General features: G+C 67.2%; 13 protein-coding genes. 8 read left to right on the top strand and 5 right to left on the bottom strand.

Annotated elements, in window-relative coordinates:
• Together AB0I14_RS15670 and AB0I14_RS15665 are read right to left on the bottom strand one after the other, a co-directional pair.
• Positions 1-359 (bottom strand): MspA family porin (locus tag AB0I14_RS15670; RefSeq protein WP_358022779.1); only part of this gene is annotated, 359 nt, incomplete at its 3' end.
• 598 nt (positions 360-957) lie between these two features.
• Positions 958-1,428 carry a carboxymuconolactone decarboxylase family protein gene (locus AB0I14_RS15665; RefSeq protein WP_358022776.1) on the bottom strand — a complete coding sequence of 157 codons (471 nt, stop codon included), beginning with the start codon at positions 1,426-1,428 and terminating at the stop codon, positions 958-960.
• Positions 1,429-1,477: 49 nt separating this feature from the next.
• Between AB0I14_RS15665 and AB0I14_RS15660 the strand changes: the two genes are divergently transcribed.
• Positions 1,478-2,890, top strand: coding sequence for a PLP-dependent aminotransferase family protein (locus tag AB0I14_RS15660; RefSeq protein WP_358022773.1), 1,413 nt, complete (start codon positions 1,478-1,480; stop codon positions 2,888-2,890).
• Here the strand turns inward: AB0I14_RS15660 and AB0I14_RS15655 are convergent.
• On the bottom strand, positions 2,887-3,513 hold the full coding sequence (locus tag AB0I14_RS15655) for a trimeric intracellular cation channel family protein (RefSeq protein WP_358022770.1): 627 nt from the start codon (positions 3,511-3,513) through the stop codon (positions 2,887-2,889). The two genes, AB0I14_RS15660 and AB0I14_RS15655, sit on opposite strands and share 4 nt — an antisense overlap.
• Positions 3,514-3,561: 48 nt before the next feature.
• On the opposite strand from AB0I14_RS15655, the gene AB0I14_RS15650 reads away from it, so the two are divergent.
• The 4 genes from AB0I14_RS15650 (at position 3,562) to katG (ending at position 8,147) form a co-directional block, all read left to right on the top strand.
• Positions 3,562-3,984, top strand: coding sequence for a GtrA family protein (locus AB0I14_RS15650; RefSeq protein WP_358022898.1), 423 nt, complete (start codon positions 3,562-3,564; stop codon positions 3,982-3,984).
• A gap of 37 nt (positions 3,985-4,021) precedes the next feature.
• Positions 4,022-5,404 carry an FAD-binding oxidoreductase gene (locus AB0I14_RS15645; protein WP_358022767.1) on the top strand — a complete coding sequence of 461 codons (1,383 nt, stop codon included), beginning with the start codon at positions 4,022-4,024 and terminating at the stop codon, positions 5,402-5,404.
• Between the two features lie 75 nt (positions 5,405-5,479).
• Positions 5,480-5,911 carry a Fur family transcriptional regulator gene (locus AB0I14_RS15640; RefSeq protein ID WP_090429933.1) on the top strand — a complete coding sequence of 144 codons (432 nt, stop codon included), beginning with the start codon at positions 5,480-5,482 and terminating at the stop codon, positions 5,909-5,911.
• A 34-nt stretch (positions 5,912-5,945) separates the two neighbouring features.
• Positions 5,946-8,147: a catalase/peroxidase HPI gene (katG, locus tag AB0I14_RS15635; protein ID WP_358022764.1), complete on the top strand. Its 2,202-nt coding sequence runs from the start codon at positions 5,946-5,948 to the stop codon at positions 8,145-8,147.
• Between the two features lie 60 nt (positions 8,148-8,207).
• Here katG and AB0I14_RS15630 read toward each other — a convergent pair whose 3' ends face one another.
• Together AB0I14_RS15630 and AB0I14_RS15625 are read right to left on the bottom strand one after the other, a co-directional pair.
• The gene (locus AB0I14_RS15630) at positions 8,208-8,840 is read right to left on the bottom strand and encodes a TetR/AcrR family transcriptional regulator (protein WP_358022761.1); all 633 of its coding nucleotides are present in this window, start codon (positions 8,838-8,840) and stop codon (positions 8,208-8,210) included.
• A 1-nt stretch (position 8,841) separates the two neighbouring features.
• Entirely contained in the window at positions 8,842-9,912 is a 1,071-nt protein-coding gene (locus AB0I14_RS15625; RefSeq protein ID WP_358022758.1) for an oxygenase MpaB family protein, read from the bottom strand.
• Between the two features lie 139 nt (positions 9,913-10,051).
• Here AB0I14_RS15625 and AB0I14_RS15620 point away from each other — a divergent pair, with 139 nt between their 5' ends.
• The 3 genes from AB0I14_RS15620 to AB0I14_RS15610 are packed head-to-tail and all read left to right on the top strand — an operon-like array spanning position 10,052 to position 15,964.
• Positions 10,052-10,816 carry a decaprenylphospho-beta-D-erythro-pentofuranosid-2-ulose 2-reductase gene (locus AB0I14_RS15620; protein WP_358022754.1) on the top strand — a complete coding sequence of 255 codons (765 nt, stop codon included), beginning with the start codon at positions 10,052-10,054 and terminating at the stop codon, positions 10,814-10,816.
• The gene (locus tag AB0I14_RS15615; RefSeq protein ID WP_358022751.1) at positions 10,816-12,696 is read left to right on the top strand and encodes a galactan 5-O-arabinofuranosyltransferase; all 1,881 of its coding nucleotides are present in this window, start codon (positions 10,816-10,818) and stop codon (positions 12,694-12,696) included. The genes AB0I14_RS15620 and AB0I14_RS15615 overlap by 1 nt, the downstream gene beginning before the upstream one ends.
• A gap of 34 nt (positions 12,697-12,730) precedes the next feature.
• Positions 12,731-15,964 (top strand): arabinosyltransferase domain-containing protein, encoded by a 3,234-nt coding sequence (locus AB0I14_RS15610; RefSeq protein ID WP_358022748.1) that lies wholly within the window; start codon positions 12,731-12,733, stop codon positions 15,962-15,964.
• Positions 15,965-16,027 lie beyond the last annotated feature (63 nt).

Genomic DNA, 16,027 nt, shown 5'->3' with positions numbered 1-16,027 from the left:
ATCAGGATGTTGGGGGTCGTGTAGGAGAAGTTGATCCCGACGCCCAGCGACCAGGGGAAGCCGATCTGATAACCCAGCTCCAAGGTGCCCGCGAAGTCATCGGCCCCGGGGCCGGCCACGGTGTACTTCGCGCGACCGGAATGGAACCACTCACGGGTCAGCCGGTTGCGGTCCAGCGGGAACACACCGTTGAGGAAGGTGTCCCACTGCTGAACGGTCAGAGTCCGATCCTGACCGTCGACCAGGCTCAGTTCATTGTCCATACCCGCATGAGAAGTGCCCGTGCCGATGAAGAGGCCTGCAAAGACCCCTGCCATTGCGGTCACCAATGCGACCAGCACCCGTCTGAATGCCAACATGTTCTCCCTAGCTGTGGCGGTGATCCGTTTCGTCCTTCACCAACCAGGGTCCCCACCCCAGAGATACATGGGCGCTCCACTACCCGATTAGGGAGGTCACATCCGGTTCTCATGCCCTGCTCATGATTGGCAGGAGAAAACGTAACCGGGCGACACCCGGGCAGCAACGGCAACGGTTTCCGGCCACCGAGCAGACAAACCTTGGCACAATATTTGCTGGACGTACACCGGCGTGCGTCACACCGTCGCTGTCCGTTACCTGTGAGCACGGCGCGTCGCGGTCGCCTGCCACCGGCACAAGGCGGCCGAGGCAAGACCCCGCTACGGCGCCGGAACTGCTATTTCACCATTTCCGTGGAATGCCTGGCAGCCAATCACGGTGAGCGGAAGGATTGCCGTCACGGTCGTCAATATCGCGGACCGGCCCGCTGGGCACTCCAGGTTTGCGCTTGCTGTGTAAACGGCCCGTTACGCGCTACCCAACGCCCGGATTAACTGAACCGCCGAAGATCCTTCGACGGCCCCGCAGGCAATATTCCAATTTGTGACTGACATCACACCTCAAGTGACCGCTGAGCGCCGTTGTGCCGCTCAGCGGTCACCGCCGAGGCGGAGCCGCCTTCACGACCGCGTTGATCCGGTTCCACGCATTGATCGTCACCGCCATGGAGATGACCTGACCCAACTCACGTTCGGTGAAGGCCGCCGCCGCGCGGGCATAGACGGCATCCGAGACCGGTCCGTGGCTCAGATCGGTGACGGCCTCGGTCAGCGCCAACGCCGCCTGCTCCTGATCGGTGAACAGATCGCCGGCCTCTTCCCAGGCCGCGATCAAGGACAGCCGCTGCTCGGTCTCGCCATGTCGGCGCGCGTCGTAGGTGTGCATGTCGAGGCAGAAGGCGCAACGGTTGAGCTGCGAGGCACGGATCTTGATCAGCTCGGCGAGGGCCGGGTCGATGTCTTTGGCGGCGGCGTTCGACAGCGTCATCATCGCGTCGTAGAGCTCGGGCGAGACCTTGTAGATCTTGAGGCGGTCAACGGTCGCGGCGGGCTCGAGTGTCTGTGTCATGCCACCAACGCTAGGCCAGAAAGTACCGCCTAGATGGTTCAATACTGCGGTGACTTCACGGGCCAATTCTGGTAGCCGGGACCTGCACCTCGAGCTGCGCACGAGGATCGAGCCCGGCAGCCGCACCGCCCGGGAGCAGCTGATCACCGCACTTCGGGAGGGAATCCGAACCGGCAGGCTGAGCACCGAGACACGGCTGCCGCCGTCACGCACGCTGGCCTCCGATCTGGGACTGGCCCGCAACACCGTCGCCGAGGCCTATGCGGAGCTGGTCGCCGAGGGCTGGCTGGCCTCCCGCCAGGGGGCGGGCACCTGGGTCGCCCGTGCCACCGCTCCGCGACCGGCGCCACGACCGCGCCGTATTCCCGCCGCCCCTCGGCACAACCTGATGCCCGGCTCCCCCGACGTGTCCGAGTTTCCCCGGTCGGCCTGGCTGGCATCGGCGCGCCGGGCCATCACCAACGCACCTGTCTCGGCACTGCGAATGGGCGACCCGCGCGGACCGCTGGTGCTACGCGAGGCACTCACCGAATATCTGGGCCGGGTGCGCGGTGTGCGCGCGACGCCGGAGTCGGTCGTGATCTGCTCCGGGGTGCGCGACGGTGTCGACCTGATCGGGAGGGTGCTGGGCACCGGGCGGCCCATCGCGGTGGAGGCCCACGGGCTGTTCATCTTTCGCGACGCGCTCGCGGCGCTTGGCGTGCCAACGACACCGATCGGCGTCGACGAGCACGGCGCGACGATCAGCGATCTGGAGCACCTCGACACCCCAGCCGTACTACTTACTCCCGCGCATCAGAGCCCGTTCGGCATGGCGTTGCACCCGGCCCGGCGCACTGCGGTCATCGACTGGGCACAACGCACCAACGGATACGTGTTGGACGACGACTACGACGGCGAGTTCCGCTACGACCGCCAACCCGTCGGCGCCCTGCAGTCCTTGAACCCCGAACGGGTCGTCTATCTGGGCTCGGCCAGTAAGAGCATGGCGCAGGTGATGCGCGTCGGCTGGATGGTGCTGCCCGAGGCATTGATCGATCCGGTGGTCGCGGCGGCCGGCGGGGCGCAGTATCACGTCGACGCCCTCACGGCGCTGACCCTGGCCGACTTCATCCGCAGCGGCGGCTACGACCGGCACATCCGGCGGATGCGCAACCGCTACCGACGGCGACGCGACGAGCTTGTCTCCGCACTCGCCGGATTCGACCTCGGCATCGGCGGTCTGGCCGCGGGCGTCAACATGCTGCTCACGCTCCCCGACGGCGCTGAACCCGAGGTGCTGCGCCGGGCCGGTGAGGCCGGCATCGCGTTGTCCGGGCTGTCGATCATGCGTCATCCGCAGGCGGGACCGGATACCCCCGATCCCGACGGGGTCATCATCGGTTTCGGCGCGCCCGCAGATCACGCCTTCGCACCTGCGGTCGACGCGCTGTGCGGCGTGTTGTCAGCCGCGTTGCGTTAGGAATCCTCGCCCACGATCAGGTCCGGCGGCCCGGTCGGCAGCCGCCAACCGAATACCAATCCGGCCAGGCGCAGCACAGTCGCCAGCACAGAGCCCACCGCCAGGCCTATCCACTGCGGGCCGAAGTAGTCGATGACCGCGTACGTCGTCGCACCTATCAACGCCGGGACGGCATACAGATCGTCCGGCCGCATCAACATCGGGATCTCCCGGACCAGCACATCGCGAATGATGCCGCCGCCGATCGCGGTGGTCATGCCGATCAGCACCGCCGCGAACCAGCTGGCCCCATGGTCGACGGCGAACGCCGCACCTGAAGTCGCAAAGAAGCCCATGCCGATCGCGTCCAGCGGCAGAACGATGTGGTGGAACCGGATGAGGTGCTTCGCGGTGAGGGTGGCCACAAAAGTCGCCGCCAGAGCAACCGTGATGTTCGGCCAGTGCTGGATAGAGATGGGCGGATGGACGCCGAGGAAGAGGTCACGGATCACCCCGCCGCTCACGCCGGTCAACACGCCCAGCGCCGCGATACCGAACAGATCGAAGCCCTTGCGGATCGCGACGATGACCCCCGACGACGCGAAGACCGCGATACCTAGATCGTTGAGCACCAACTGCAGCACGAGTGCACCGTAAGCGCTCGCTAAGCTGCCCGGGTGGCCGAACCTGTCATGTCGCCGACCCTGAGCCTGAAAACCCAGGCGTTCCGGTTCCTCGTCACCGGCGGACTGGCCGCGATCGTGGACTTCGGCCTGTACGTCGCCTTCCTTCGGCTGTTCGCCACGGTCTGGCACGTCGACGAGGACATCCGGGTCAACGTCGCCAAGACCATCAGCTTCATCGCCGGCACCACCACCGCCTACCTGATCAACCGGCGCTGGACCTTCCAGGCGCCGCCCAGCAGGGCCCGGTTCATCGCGGTCTGCGTTCTCTACGCACTCACCTACGCGGTGCAGGTGGGCATCAACTTCGTGTTCTACATGCAGTTCGAGAACCAGCCCTGGCGGGTACCGGTGGCCTTCGTCATCGCCCAGGGCACCGCCACGGTGATCAACTTCATCGTGCAGCGCGCGGTGATCTTCAAACTCCACTGAGGTCGGCGCCGCCTACTGCCGGGTACGCTTCTCTGCGATGTCGACTACCGATTTGCCGACCACTCCCAAGCGCCTGACAGGCTGGGGCCGGACCGCACCGACCGTGGCACAGGTGCTCTCTACCAGCGATCCCGAGGTCATCGTCAAGGCCGTGACCAGGGCCGCAGAGCAGAAGGGCCGGGGTGTGATCGCCCGCGGCCTGGGCCGCTCCTACGGAGACAACGCGCAGAACGGCGGCGGCCTCGTCATCGACATGTCGGGGCTGAACCAGATCCACTCGATCGATGCCGGCACCAAGCTGGTCGACGTGGACGGCGGGGTGAACCTCGACCAACTGATGCGGGCCGCACTACCCCACGGGTTGTGGGTTCCGGTGCTGCCGGGCACCCGGCAGGTGACCATCGGCGGCGCCATCGGCTGTGACATCCACGGCAAGAACCACCACAGCGCAGGCAGTTTCGGTAACCACGTGCGCTCGATCGATCTGCTGACCGCAAACGGGGAGATCCGCAAGCTCACGCCGGACGGTCCCGAAGCCGACTTGTTCTGGGCCACCGTCGGCGGTAACGGTCTGACCGGCATCGTCCTGCGGGCGACGATCGAGATGACCCCCACGGAGACGGCCTATTTCATCGCCGACGGCGATGTCACCCACGGCCTCGACGAGACCATCGAGTTCCACAGCGACGGCACCGAGGACAACTACACCTACTCGTCGGCCTGGTTCGACGCGATGAGTGCCCCGCCCAAGCTGGGCCGCGCGGTGATCTCCCGCGGCTCGCTGGCGAAACTGGACCAGCTGCCCGCAAACCTGCAGCGCGATCCCCTCAAATTCGATGCGCCGCAGTACTTCACCGCACCGGACATCTTCCCCAACGGCCTGGGTAACAAGCTCATCTTCGGCGCCATGACCGAGGTGTGGTACCGGATGGGCAAGAGCTACCGGGGCAAGGCCCAGAACCTGACGCAGTTCTACCACCCGCTGGACATGGTCGGGGAATGGAACCGTGCCTACGGTTCGGGCGGATTCACCCAGTACCAGTTCGTCGTGCCCACCGAGGCCGTCGACGAATTCAAGCGGATCATGATCGACATCCAGCGCTCCGGGCACTACTCGTTCCTCAACGTGTTCAAGCTGTTCGGCCCGGGCAACCAGGCTCCGCTGAGCTTCCCGATCCCCGGGTGGAACGTCTGCGTCGACTTCCAGATCAAGGCCGGACTCAGCGAGTTCCTCACCGAACTCGACCGCCGCGTAATGGAATTCGGCGGCCGCCTCTACACCGCCAAGGATTCGCGGACCACCGCGAGCACGTTCCACGCGATGTACCCGCGCATCGAGGAGTGGTTGGCCGTCCGCCGCAAGGTCGACCCCGACGGCTTGTTCGTCTCGGACATGGCACGTCGCCTGGAGCTCGTCTAGCCCCTCACCGTTCCCCTCGAATTGGCGAGAATTTTATTCTTGACTAATTCCAGAAAAGGGACGAGACTTCGGTCCGTGGCGACAACCGCGGACTTCCAGCAGATGCTGCGAAGCGCCGACATGCGTGTGACCCGCCCCCGAGTGGCGGTACTGCACGCGGTCCATGCGCACCCACACGCTGACACGGACACCATCATCCGTTCGGTGCGCAAGGACCTGCCCGATGTCTCCCACCAGGCCGTATATGACTCATTGCATGCGCTGACCGCAGCAGCACTGGTACGGCGCATCCAACCATCCGGTTCAGTTGCCCGGTACGAATCACGCATCGGCGACAACCACCACCACGTCGTGTGCCGCTCGTGTGGCGCAATCGCCGACGTGGACTGCGCGGCCGGGTCGGCCCCATGCCTGACCGCGTCACACGACCACGGTTTCGAGATCGATGAAGCCGAGGTCATCTATTGGGGTACTTGCCCCGAATGTTCCACTGCCCCAACTAGATAACCCCTTCACCCGCCAGCCCCGGAAAGGATTTGTCATGGCCGACGCCGAAACTCACCCCCCGATTGGTGAAGCACAAACCGAACCCGCCGAAAGCGGCTGTCCGATGCAGATCAAGCCTCCCGTCGAGGGCGGCAGCAACCGCGATTGGTGGCCCAACGCGGTCAACCTGAAGATCCTGCAGAAGAACCCCCCTGCCATCGACCCGAATGACGAGGGCTACGACTACCGCGAGGCCGTCAAGAGTCTCGATGTCGACGCCCTGGCCCGCGATTTCGACGCGCTGCTGACCGATTCGCAGGACTGGTGGCCCGCCGACTTCGGCCACTACGGCCCGCTTTTCGTCCGCATGGCGTGGCACGCCGCCGGCACCTACCGGGTCGAGGACGGCCGTGGCGGTGGCGGGCGCGGCATGCAGCGCTTCGCCCCGCTGAACAGCTGGCCCGACAACGTCAGCCTGGACAAGGCCCGCCGTCTGCTGTGGCCGATCAAGAAGAAGTACGGCAAGCAGCTGTCCTGGTCCGACCTGATCGTCTACGCGGGCAACCGCGCGATGGAGCACATGGGCTTCAAGACGGCAGGCTTCGCCTTCGGCCGCCCGGACTTCTGGGAGCCCGAGGAGGACATCTACTGGGGCTCCGAGCACGAGTGGCTGGGCTCGCAGGAGCGCTACGCCGGCAGCAGTGACCGCACCAAGCTGGAGAACCCGCTGGCTGCCAGCCACATGGGCCTGATCTACGTCAACCCCGAAGGCCCCGAGGGCAATCCGGACTACCTGGCCGCGGCCATCGACATCCGCGAGACCTTCGGCCGGATGGCGATGAACGACATCGAGACCGCCGCCCTGATCGTCGGTGGTCACACCTTCGGCAAGACCCACGGCGCCACCGACATCGAGAACGGCGTGGAGCCCGAGGCGGCCCCGCTCGAGCAGATGGGCCTGGGCTGGGCCAACCCCGGTGTCGGCAACGAGACCGTCAGCAGCGGCATCGAGGTCACCTGGACCCACACGCCGACCAAGTGGGACAACTCGTTCCTGGAGATCCTCTACGGCAACGAGTGGGAGCTGACCAAGAGCCCGCAGGGTGCCAACCAGTGGAAGCCCAAGGATGGCGGCTGGGCCAACTCGGTGCCGATGGCACAGGGCACCGGCAAGACCCACCCGTCGATGCTGACCACCGACCTGTCGATGCGGTACGACCCGATCTACGGCGAGATCACCCGCCGCTGGCTGGATCACCCCGAGGAGCTGGCCGAGGAGTACGCCAAGGCCTGGTTCAAGCTGATCCACCGCGACATGGGTCCGGTGGCCCGCTACCTCGGACCGCTGGTGCCCAAGCAGACCTGGGTGTGGCAGGACGTCGTTCCGGCCGGTAAGGCACTGAGCGACGCCGATGTCGCCACGCTCAAGGCGGCCATCGCCGATTCGGGCCTGACGGTCCAGCAGCTGGTGGACACCGCGTGGAAGGCGGCGGCCTCGTACCGCTCCAGCGACATGCGTGGCGGTGCCAACGGCGGCCGGATCCGGCTGCAGCCGCAGCTCGGCTGGGAGGTCAACGAGCCCGACGAGCTCGCCCAGGTGATCCGCAAGCTCGAGGAGATCCAGGCCGCGTCCAACACCGGTGTGTCGTTTGCCGACCTGGTGGTCCTCGGCGGTGTAGTCGGTGTCGAAAAGGCCATCAAGGACGCCGGTTTGGACGTCGCAGTGCCGTTCACCTCAGGTCGTGGCGACGCCACCCAGGAGCAGACGGATGTCGAGTCGTTCGCCTACCTGGAGCCCAAGGGTGACGGTTTCCGCAACTACGTCGGCAAGGGCGACAGCCTGCCGGCCGAGTACCGGCTGATCGACCGGGCCAACCTGCTGGGCCTGTCGGGCCCCGAGCTGGCCGTGCTGATCGGCGGCCTGCGCGTGATCGGCGCCAACCACGGTGGTTCGGACCTCGGGGTTCTGACGAACCGCAAGGGTCAGTTGACCAACGACTACTTCGTCAACCTGACCGACATGGGCATCAAGTGGGCCCCGTCGCCCGCTGATGACGGCACCTACGTCGGGTCCGACCGGGCCAGCGGCGCACAGAAGTTCACCGCCAGCCGCGTCGACCTGCTGTTCGGCTCCAACTCGCAGCTGCGGGCGCTGGCCGAGGTGTACGCCGAGGACGATTCCAAGGAGAAGTTCGTCAAGGACTTCGTCGCGGCGTGGGCCAAGGTGATGGACAACGACCGGTTCGATCTGGCCTGATCGACCGATCGAAAACCAACGCAACACCCCGCGGGCTTCGGCTCGCGGGGTGTTGTTGTCTCACTGGCCTTTTGCACGCACGGCGCGATATGCCGCCTTGCCGAAGGTTTCGGCCACCAACTCCGGGTCGGCATCGTCATCGGCGTCGAGCATCTTGCGGACCGCCGCCTCACAGATCGCCAGGAACACCTCGACCAGCATGGGCAGCGTGATGTCGACATCGGCGACCTGCCACCGTTGCAGCAGCGGGCGCATGGCCGTGGCGAGTTGGCCCCGGATGCGCTCACGGCCGGCGACGATCGCCGCGGTCAGCACCGGGTCGGGATCGGCCGCGAAGATGATGCGCCACGAGGCGGGACGCTCGCGCACGGTGCTGTGCAGTGCATGGAACCCGTCGACGAACAGTTGCTCGATGGAGCCGGTGCGCTGCGGCGGCAACAGCTCGAGCAGGCTCGACAGCACCACGTCGGTTTCCCGATCCAGCAGTGCGGCAAGCACTTCCCCGCGCCCGGGGTAGCAGGCGTAGACCACCGGCCGGGTGACGCCCAGACGGCGCGCGATGGTTCCCATCGTCACGTCCGCCAGGCCCTGGTGCGCGGCGATGTCCAACGCGGTGTCCAGCACTTGTGGCCGACGGCGGTCCGGGCCCAGGTGCTCGGCGCGGGCCCGGTTCGCGAGTGCGGCTTCGTTCATGTCAACCGATCGTGCCAAGGATCGGCTGAGATTCCAGGATGCCCTCGTCACTGGGTGCGCCGCCCTCGCCGAACACCCGGACCGCCTGCCGGTCGCGAAGCTCGAAGTGCGCCTGGCTCGGTGCGTCGTAGCCGTAGCGACGCTGGGCCTCACGCGGCGTCGTGGTGACGGGGTCCTTCGGCGGAACCGACAGCAGGACCCGCGCACCGATGGGCAAGGTTGCCGGCGACAGCAGCCGCAGCAGGATCAGCTCGAGCCGGGTACTCATCGCGATCACCCTGAACCCGATCCGCAGCGGCAGTACGGCCAGCGCGTCGAGAACCCGGGATGTGCTGAGCCCGGCCATCTCTCGCATCCAGCGCGGCATCGTCGCCAGGGTGCCGCGGCGCAGGAATGCGGTGATGACCGTCGTGCCCGGGCGCAGCAGCAGTGGCATCTTGGGCAACATCACCTCGGCGCCCAGCAGGTGGTGCATCGCCTGACGGGCGATATCCGAGCCGATCAACTGGGGCCGCATCTGCTCGAAGTACTCCCGGATGCCGTCGCGGGTCAGGGGAACGTCGGACGGATCGCAGGTTTGAAGCTCGGCCGCGATCGCGCATTCCCGCCAGTACTGCAACTCCTCTTCGGGTGGCAGCGGACCGGGACCGTACTTCTCGTAGGCCACCAGGATGGAATGCCACGCGGTCAGGTGGATCCACAACTGCGAACCGGGATCGTTCGCGTCGTAGGTCTTTCCGGTGACCGGGTCGGTGCCGATGGCCTTGGAATGGATCTTGACCAGGACGTCGGCGGCCTTCGTGGTCGAGCGACTGTCGTCGAACGCCACCATCGCGAAGTACCGCAGCGTCCGGTCATATCGGGTCCGTGGCCGCGAGTAGATCTCATGGGTCTTGTCGACCGCCGCGACGAGAGCGGGGTCGAGTTCCTCGATGACGACGGCCCGCTGAAACCCGATCGACAGGGATGTCGGATAACTCCACACCTTCCATGTCACCGAACCGGGGCCGAAGAACCCGTAGTCCTCCCCCGGTTCCGTCGCGGGCAACGTCAGCCAGTCACGAATCGTCATGATCTCCCCTATTTCCTACACGGTGTAGAAAAAAGCTACGGCGTGTAGGAAAAAGCGTCAAGACCCCGCGCTCTAATTTTCGGCGGAAACCGCACGGTACCCTCGTCACGATGTCCCCCGAGGCTTGGAGCTGCGCTAGATGGTGTTCGACGCCGTAGGTAACCCCCAGACAATTCTGCTGCTCGGCGGCACCTCAGAGATCGGGCTGGCGATCTGTGAGCGCTATCTGCGCGACGCTTCCGCCCGCATCGTGCTGGCCGCCCTGCCCGGCGATCCCGGCCGCGACGACGCGGTGGCCCAGCTGCGCAAGGCCGGTGCCAGTTCAGTCGAGGTCATCGACTTCGATGCGGTCGACACAGCAACCCACCCCGACGTGATCGACAAGGCGTTCGCCTCCGGTGACGTGGATGTCGCGATCGTCGCGTTCGGCCTGCTCGGCGACGCCGAGGAGTTGTGGCAGAACCAGCGCAAGGCCGTGCAGATCGCCGAAATCAATTACACCGCAGCCGTTTCGGTCGGTGTCCTGGTCGGCGAGAAGATGCGGGCGCAGGGCTACGGCCAGATCATCGCGATGAGCTCGGCCGCCGGCGAGCGGGTGCGCCGGTCCAACTTCGTCTACGGCTCCACCAAGGCCGGCCTCGACGGGTTCTACCTCGGCCTCGGTGAGGCGCTGCGCGAATATGGCCCGCGGGTGCTGGTGATCCGGCCCGGCCAGGTCCGCACCCGGATGAGCGCCCACGTCAAGGAAGCGCCACTGACCGTCGACAAGGAATATGTCGCCAACCTTGCCGTCACCGCGTCGGCGAAGGGCAAGGAGCTGGTCTGGGCGCCGGGCGCGTTCCGATACGTGATGATGGTCTTGCGGCACATTCCGCGGTCCATCTTCCGCAAGCTTCCCATCTGATGCAGGCCGGACTGGCCGGTCCGGCCAGGGTGGCCGGACACATGGTGATCGCCCTGATGCTCGCCTCGGCGGTGGCCGGGGTGTCGATCGCGGCGATCGCCCAGGTCCAATGGCCGGCCTACAACACGTCCAACCAGTTGCACGCGCTCACCACGGTGGGCCAGGTCGGCGCGCTCGCCGGAATCTTCGCGGCCGGCCTGATCTGGCGGCGCGGCCGGCGCACCCTCGCCCGACTGGCCGGCCTGATCTTCCTGTCGGCGTTCTCGGTGGTCACCCTGGCGATGCCGCTGGGCGCCACCAAGCTCTACCTGTTCGGGGTGTCGGTCGACCAGCAGTTCCGCACCGAATACCTGACCCGGCTGGCCGATACCCCCGGCCTGCACGACATGACCTACTTCGGGCTGCCGCCCTATTACCCGGCCGGTTGGTTCTGGATGGGCGGGCGCATCGCCGCGGCCACCGACACCCCGGCCTGGGAGATGTTCAAGCCGTGGTCCATCGTCTCGATCACCATTGCCGTCGCATTGGCATTCGTGTTGTGGGCGACCATGATTCGCTTCGAGTACGCGCTGATCGTGACCACTGCGAGTACCGCCGCGATGCTGGCCTACGCGTCCACCGAGCCCTATGCCGCGATCATCACCGTGCTGCTGCCGCCCGTGTTCGTGCTCGCCTGGTCGGGGCTGAGGGGGCAGACCAGAAACGGCGGCTGGGCCGCCGTCATCGGCGTCGGGATCTTCCTCGGGGTGACCGCCCTGCTCTACACCCTGCTCTTCCTCTACTGCGCATTCACGCTGGCCCTCATGGGGCTGGTGCTTGCCGTCGCCCGCAGACGGTTCGATCCCCTGCTGAGGGGCATCGTCATCGCGGTGATCGCCGGCGCGATCGCCCTGTTCACCTGGGCCCCGTACCTGCTGGCCGCCCTGCGCGGAACACCCGCCGAGAAGGGCACCGCCCAGCACTATCTGCCCGACGCCGGCGCCCAGCTGACCTTCCCGATGCTGAGCTTCACCCTGCTCGGCGCGCTGTGCATGCTCGGCACGCTGTGGCTTGTGGTCCGGGCGCGCAGCTCGACCCGGGCCGGGGCCCTGGCCGTCGCTGTCCTGGCCGTCTACGCCTGGTCACTGCTGTCGATGCTGACCACCCTGGCCGGCACCACGCTGCTGTCCTTCCGGCTGCAGCCGACGCTGACCGTGCTGCTCACCACCGCGGGCGCGTTCGGGTTCATCGAGGCGACGCAGGCGATCGCCCGGCGCTACCAGCCCGACACCGCGCGTCGCGTCGTCGCAGCGGCGTCCGCCGTCGGCGCGATCGGCGCCATCACGTTCAGCCAGGACATCCCCGACGTACTGCGCCCCGACATCAACGTGGCCTACACCGACACCGACGGCACCGGGGTCCGGGCCGACCGCCGGGCTCCGGGAGCCGAGCGCTACTACCGCGAGATCGACGCCAAGATCGCCGAGGTCACCGGAGTGCCGCAGAACCAGACCGTGGTGCTCACCGCCGACTACAGCTTCCTGTCCTACTACCCCTACTACGGGTTCCAGGGACTGACGTCGCACTACGCCAACCCGCTGGCCGAGTTCGACAAACGCGCCAAGGCCATCGAGGGCTGGGCCACGATGGACAAGGCCGACCAGTTCGTGAAGGCCCTGGACGAGATGCCCTGGAAGGCGCCGACAGTGTTCCTGATGCGCCACGGCGCGAACGACACGTACACGCTGCGCCTGGCCTCCGACGTCTACCCCAACCAGCCCAACGTGCGCCGCTATCACGTGGCGCTCGACGCGGCACTGTTCAAAGATCCACGTTTCGAGGTGACCGACATCGGCCCGTTCGTCCTGGCGATCAGAAAGCCAACTCCCGATGGCCATTAGTTCCGGCGCAGACACGCCGATAGCATCAGAGCCCGTGACGGGACCGCAGGGAACCGCCGGCAGCAACCACCGGACGGTGCGGCTCATCGCGATCGTCGCCGGTTTGCTCGGCGTATTGATGGCGGTGGCAACACCACTGCTTCCGGTCAAGCAGACCACTGCCCAGCTGAACTGGCCGCAGGACGGCACGTGGCAGAGCATCAACGCGCCGCTGATCGGGTACGTCGCCAGCGACCTGACCATCACCGTGCCCTGCCAGGCCGCCGCCGGACTGGCCGGGCCGGAGAATCGCGGCAAGACGGTTCTGCTGTCGACCGTGCCCAAGCAGGCACCCAAGGCCATCGACCGCGGCCTGCTGATCGAGCGGGTCAACAACGACCTGCTGGTCATCGTGCGCAACACCCCGGTGGTCAGCGCACCGTTGGACAAGGTGCTCAGCCCGGCCTGCCAGTCCCTGACGTTCACCGCGCACGCCGACAAGGTGACCGGTGAATTCGTCGGGCTCACCCAGGCCGACGCCAGCCCCACCGCCGACAACCCCACCGCACCCCTGCGGGGTGAGCGCGGCGGCTACGACTTCCGCCCGCAGATCGTCGGCGTCTTCACCGACCTGTCCGGGCCCGCACCCGAGGGCCTGAAGTTCTCGGCCACCATCGACTCCCGCTACAGCAGCGCCCCGACGCTGCTCAAGATGCTGGCGATGATCATCGGGGTGGCGATGACCGTCATCGCGCTGGGCGCCCTGCACCGTCTCGACACCGCCGACGGCGTCCGGCACCGGCGCTTCCTCCCGCCCCGCTGGTGGTCGATGACACCGTTGGACGGGCTGGTCACCGCGGTGCTGGTGTGGTGGCACTTCGTCGGGGCCAACACCTCCGACGACGGCTACATCCTGACCATGGCCCGGGTATCCGAACATGCCGGCTACATGGCCAACTACTACCGCTGGTTCGGCACCCCCGAAGCGCCATTCGGCTGGTATTACGACCTGCTGGCGCTGTGGGCCCACGTCTCCACCAACAGCGTCTGGATGCGGCTGCCAACGCTCGTGATGGCACTCGCCTGCTGGTGGGTGATCAGCCGCGAGGTGCTCCCGCGACTCGGCCGCGCCGTCAAGACCAACCGCGCGGCGGCCTGGACCGCGGCAGGCATGTTCCTGGCGTTCTGGCTACCGCTCAACAACGGCCTGCGTCCCGAACCGATCATCGCCCTAGGCATCCTGCTGACCTGGTGTTCGGTGGAGCGCGGGGTGGCCACCAACCGCATGCTGCCGGTGGCGATCGCCATCATCATCGGCGCGCTGACCCTGTTCTCCGGCCCCACCGGGGTCGCCGCCGTCGGCGCCCTGCTGGTGGCCGTGGGACCGCTGAAAACCATTGTGGCCCGGCATACCTCACGCTTCGGGCACCTCCCGCTGCTGGCCCCGATCCTGGCGGCCTGCACGGTGACGATCATCCTGATCTTCCGCGACCAGACCCTGGCCGGCGAGATCCAGGCCAGCACCTTCAAATCCGCCGTCGGCCCCAGCCTGGCCTGGTTCGACGAGCACATCCGCTACTCGCGGTTGTTCACCTCGAGCCCGGACGGCTCGGTGGCGCGACGCTTCGCGGTGCTGACCCTGCTGGTGGCGCTGGCCGTGTCGGTGGCGATGACGCTGCGCAAGGGACGCATCCCCGGCACCGCGGCCGGCCCGAGCCGGCGCATCGTCGGCATCACGATCATCTCGTTCCTGGCGATGATGTTCACCCCGACCAAGTGGACCCACCACTTCGGCGTGTTCGCCGGGCTGGCCGGATCCCTCGGCGCGCTGGCCGCCGTCGCGGTGACGGCCGCGGCGATGAAATCCCGGCGCAACCGGTCGATGTTCGCCGCCCTCGTCCTGTTCGTGGTGGCCCTGTCGTTCGCCACGGTCAACGGCTGGTGGTACGTCTCCAACTTCGGAGTACCGTGGTCGAACTCGTTCCCCGAGTGGCACTTCGGGGTCACCACCATCCTGCTCGGGTTCTCGGTGCTGGCACTGCTACTGGCGGCCTGGTTCCACTTCAGCGGCCGGGACAAGTCCCCCGACGGCGCGCAGCGCCGCTGGCAACGGATCGTGCAGTCGCCGCTGGCGATCGCCGCGTGGGTGCTGGTGATGTTCGAGGTGGTGTCGCTGACCCTCGCGATGGTCAACCAGTACCCGGCCTGGTCGGTCGGGCGCTCCAACCTGGAGGCGCTCACCGGCAAGTCCTGCGGGCTGGCCAGCGACGTGATGGTCGAGGAGAACACGAATGCGGGCCTGCTGACGCCGATCAGCGAGCCGCTCGGGCAGGCCCTCGGCGCGGTCACCTCGCAAGGATTCGGCCCCAACGGCATCCCCTCGGACGTCTCGGCCGACCCGGTGATGGAACAGCCCGGCTCCGGCAATTTCGCCGACACCGACTCGGGCACCGTGACCGGCAGCGAGGTGGGCACCGAGGGTGGCACCACCGCGGCCGCCGGGGTCAACGGCTCCCGGGCGTCGCTGCCGTACGGACTCGACCCCGCCACCACCCCGGTGCTGGGCAGCTGGCGCTCCGGGACCCAGCAGCCCGCGATCATGCGCTCGGCGTGGTACCGGCTGCCCGACCGCGACAAGGCCGGACCGCTGCTAGTCGTCTCCGCCGCGGGCCGCTTCGATCCGGGCGAGGTCGTGGTGCAGTGGGCCACCGACGCGCAGGCCGCCGAGAACAAGCCCGGCGGTGGTGTCGGATTCGCCGACGTGGGCGCCGCCCCGGCCTGGCGCAACCTGCGGGCCCCGTTGGCCGCCATCCCGCGCGAGGCCACCCAGATCCGGTTGGTCGCCTCCGACGACGATCTGGCTCCCCAGCACTGGATCGCGGTGACCCCGCCGCGCATTCCGCAACTGCGCACCCTGCAGGAGGTGGTCGGCTCGCAGGACCCGGTCCTGCTGGACTGGCTGGTGGGCCTGGCCTTCCCGTGCCAACGGCCGTTCGGCCATCAGTACGGCGTCACCGAGGTGCCCAAGTGGCGGATCCTGCCCGACCGCTTCGGTGCCGAGGCCAACTCGCCGGTGATGGACTACCTGGGCGGCGGCCCGCTGGGCATCTCCGAACTGCTGCTGCGGCCGTCGAGCGTGCCGACGTACCTGAAGGACGACTGGTTCCGGGACTGGGGTTCGCTGCAGCGGCTCACCCCCTGGTACCCGGACGCCACAACGGCCCGCCTGGACCTGGGCACCGCGATCCGCAGCGGGTTGTGGAGCCCGGCGCCGCTGCGGCACAGCTAAGACACAGCTCGGTCAACTCTCCTGAGCACGCGGCAGGGGAGACCGGGGCTCACATCCGGGTCG

This window comes from Mycobacterium sp. NPDC050441 (genome assembly GCF_040655355.1).
GTDB lineage: Bacteria > Actinomycetota > Actinomycetes > Mycobacteriales > Mycobacteriaceae > Mycobacterium.
The sequence above is the reverse complement of the archived record's forward strand: the minus strand, read 5'-3'. Positions and strand labels throughout refer to the sequence as shown.

Bases quoted from the DNA above. Each gene is read 5' to 3' on its own strand.
- AB0I14_RS15645 (WP_358022767.1), top strand. From the start codon at position 4,022: ATGTCGACTACCGATTTGCCGACCACTCCCAAGCGCCTGACAGGCTGG.
- AB0I14_RS15665 (WP_358022776.1), bottom strand. From the start codon at position 1,428: ATGACACAGACACTCGAGCCCGCCGCGACCGTTGACCGCCTCAAGATC.
- AB0I14_RS15620 (WP_358022754.1), top strand. From the start codon at position 10,052: ATGGTGTTCGACGCCGTAGGTAACCCCCAGACAATTCTGCTGCTCGGC.
- AB0I14_RS15650 (WP_358022898.1), top strand. From the start codon at position 3,562: ATGTCGCCGACCCTGAGCCTGAAAACCCAGGCGTTCCGGTTCCTCGTC.
- AB0I14_RS15625 (WP_358022758.1), bottom strand. From the start codon at position 9,912: ATGACGATTCGTGACTGGCTGACGTTGCCCGCGACGGAACCGGGGGAG.
- AB0I14_RS15615 (WP_358022751.1), top strand. From the start codon at position 10,816: ATGCAGGCCGGACTGGCCGGTCCGGCCAGGGTGGCCGGACACATGGTG.
- AB0I14_RS15630 (WP_358022761.1), bottom strand. From the start codon at position 8,840: ATGAACGAAGCCGCACTCGCGAACCGGGCCCGCGCCGAGCACCTGGGC.
- katG (WP_358022764.1), top strand. From the start codon at position 5,946: ATGGCCGACGCCGAAACTCACCCCCCGATTGGTGAAGCACAAACCGAA.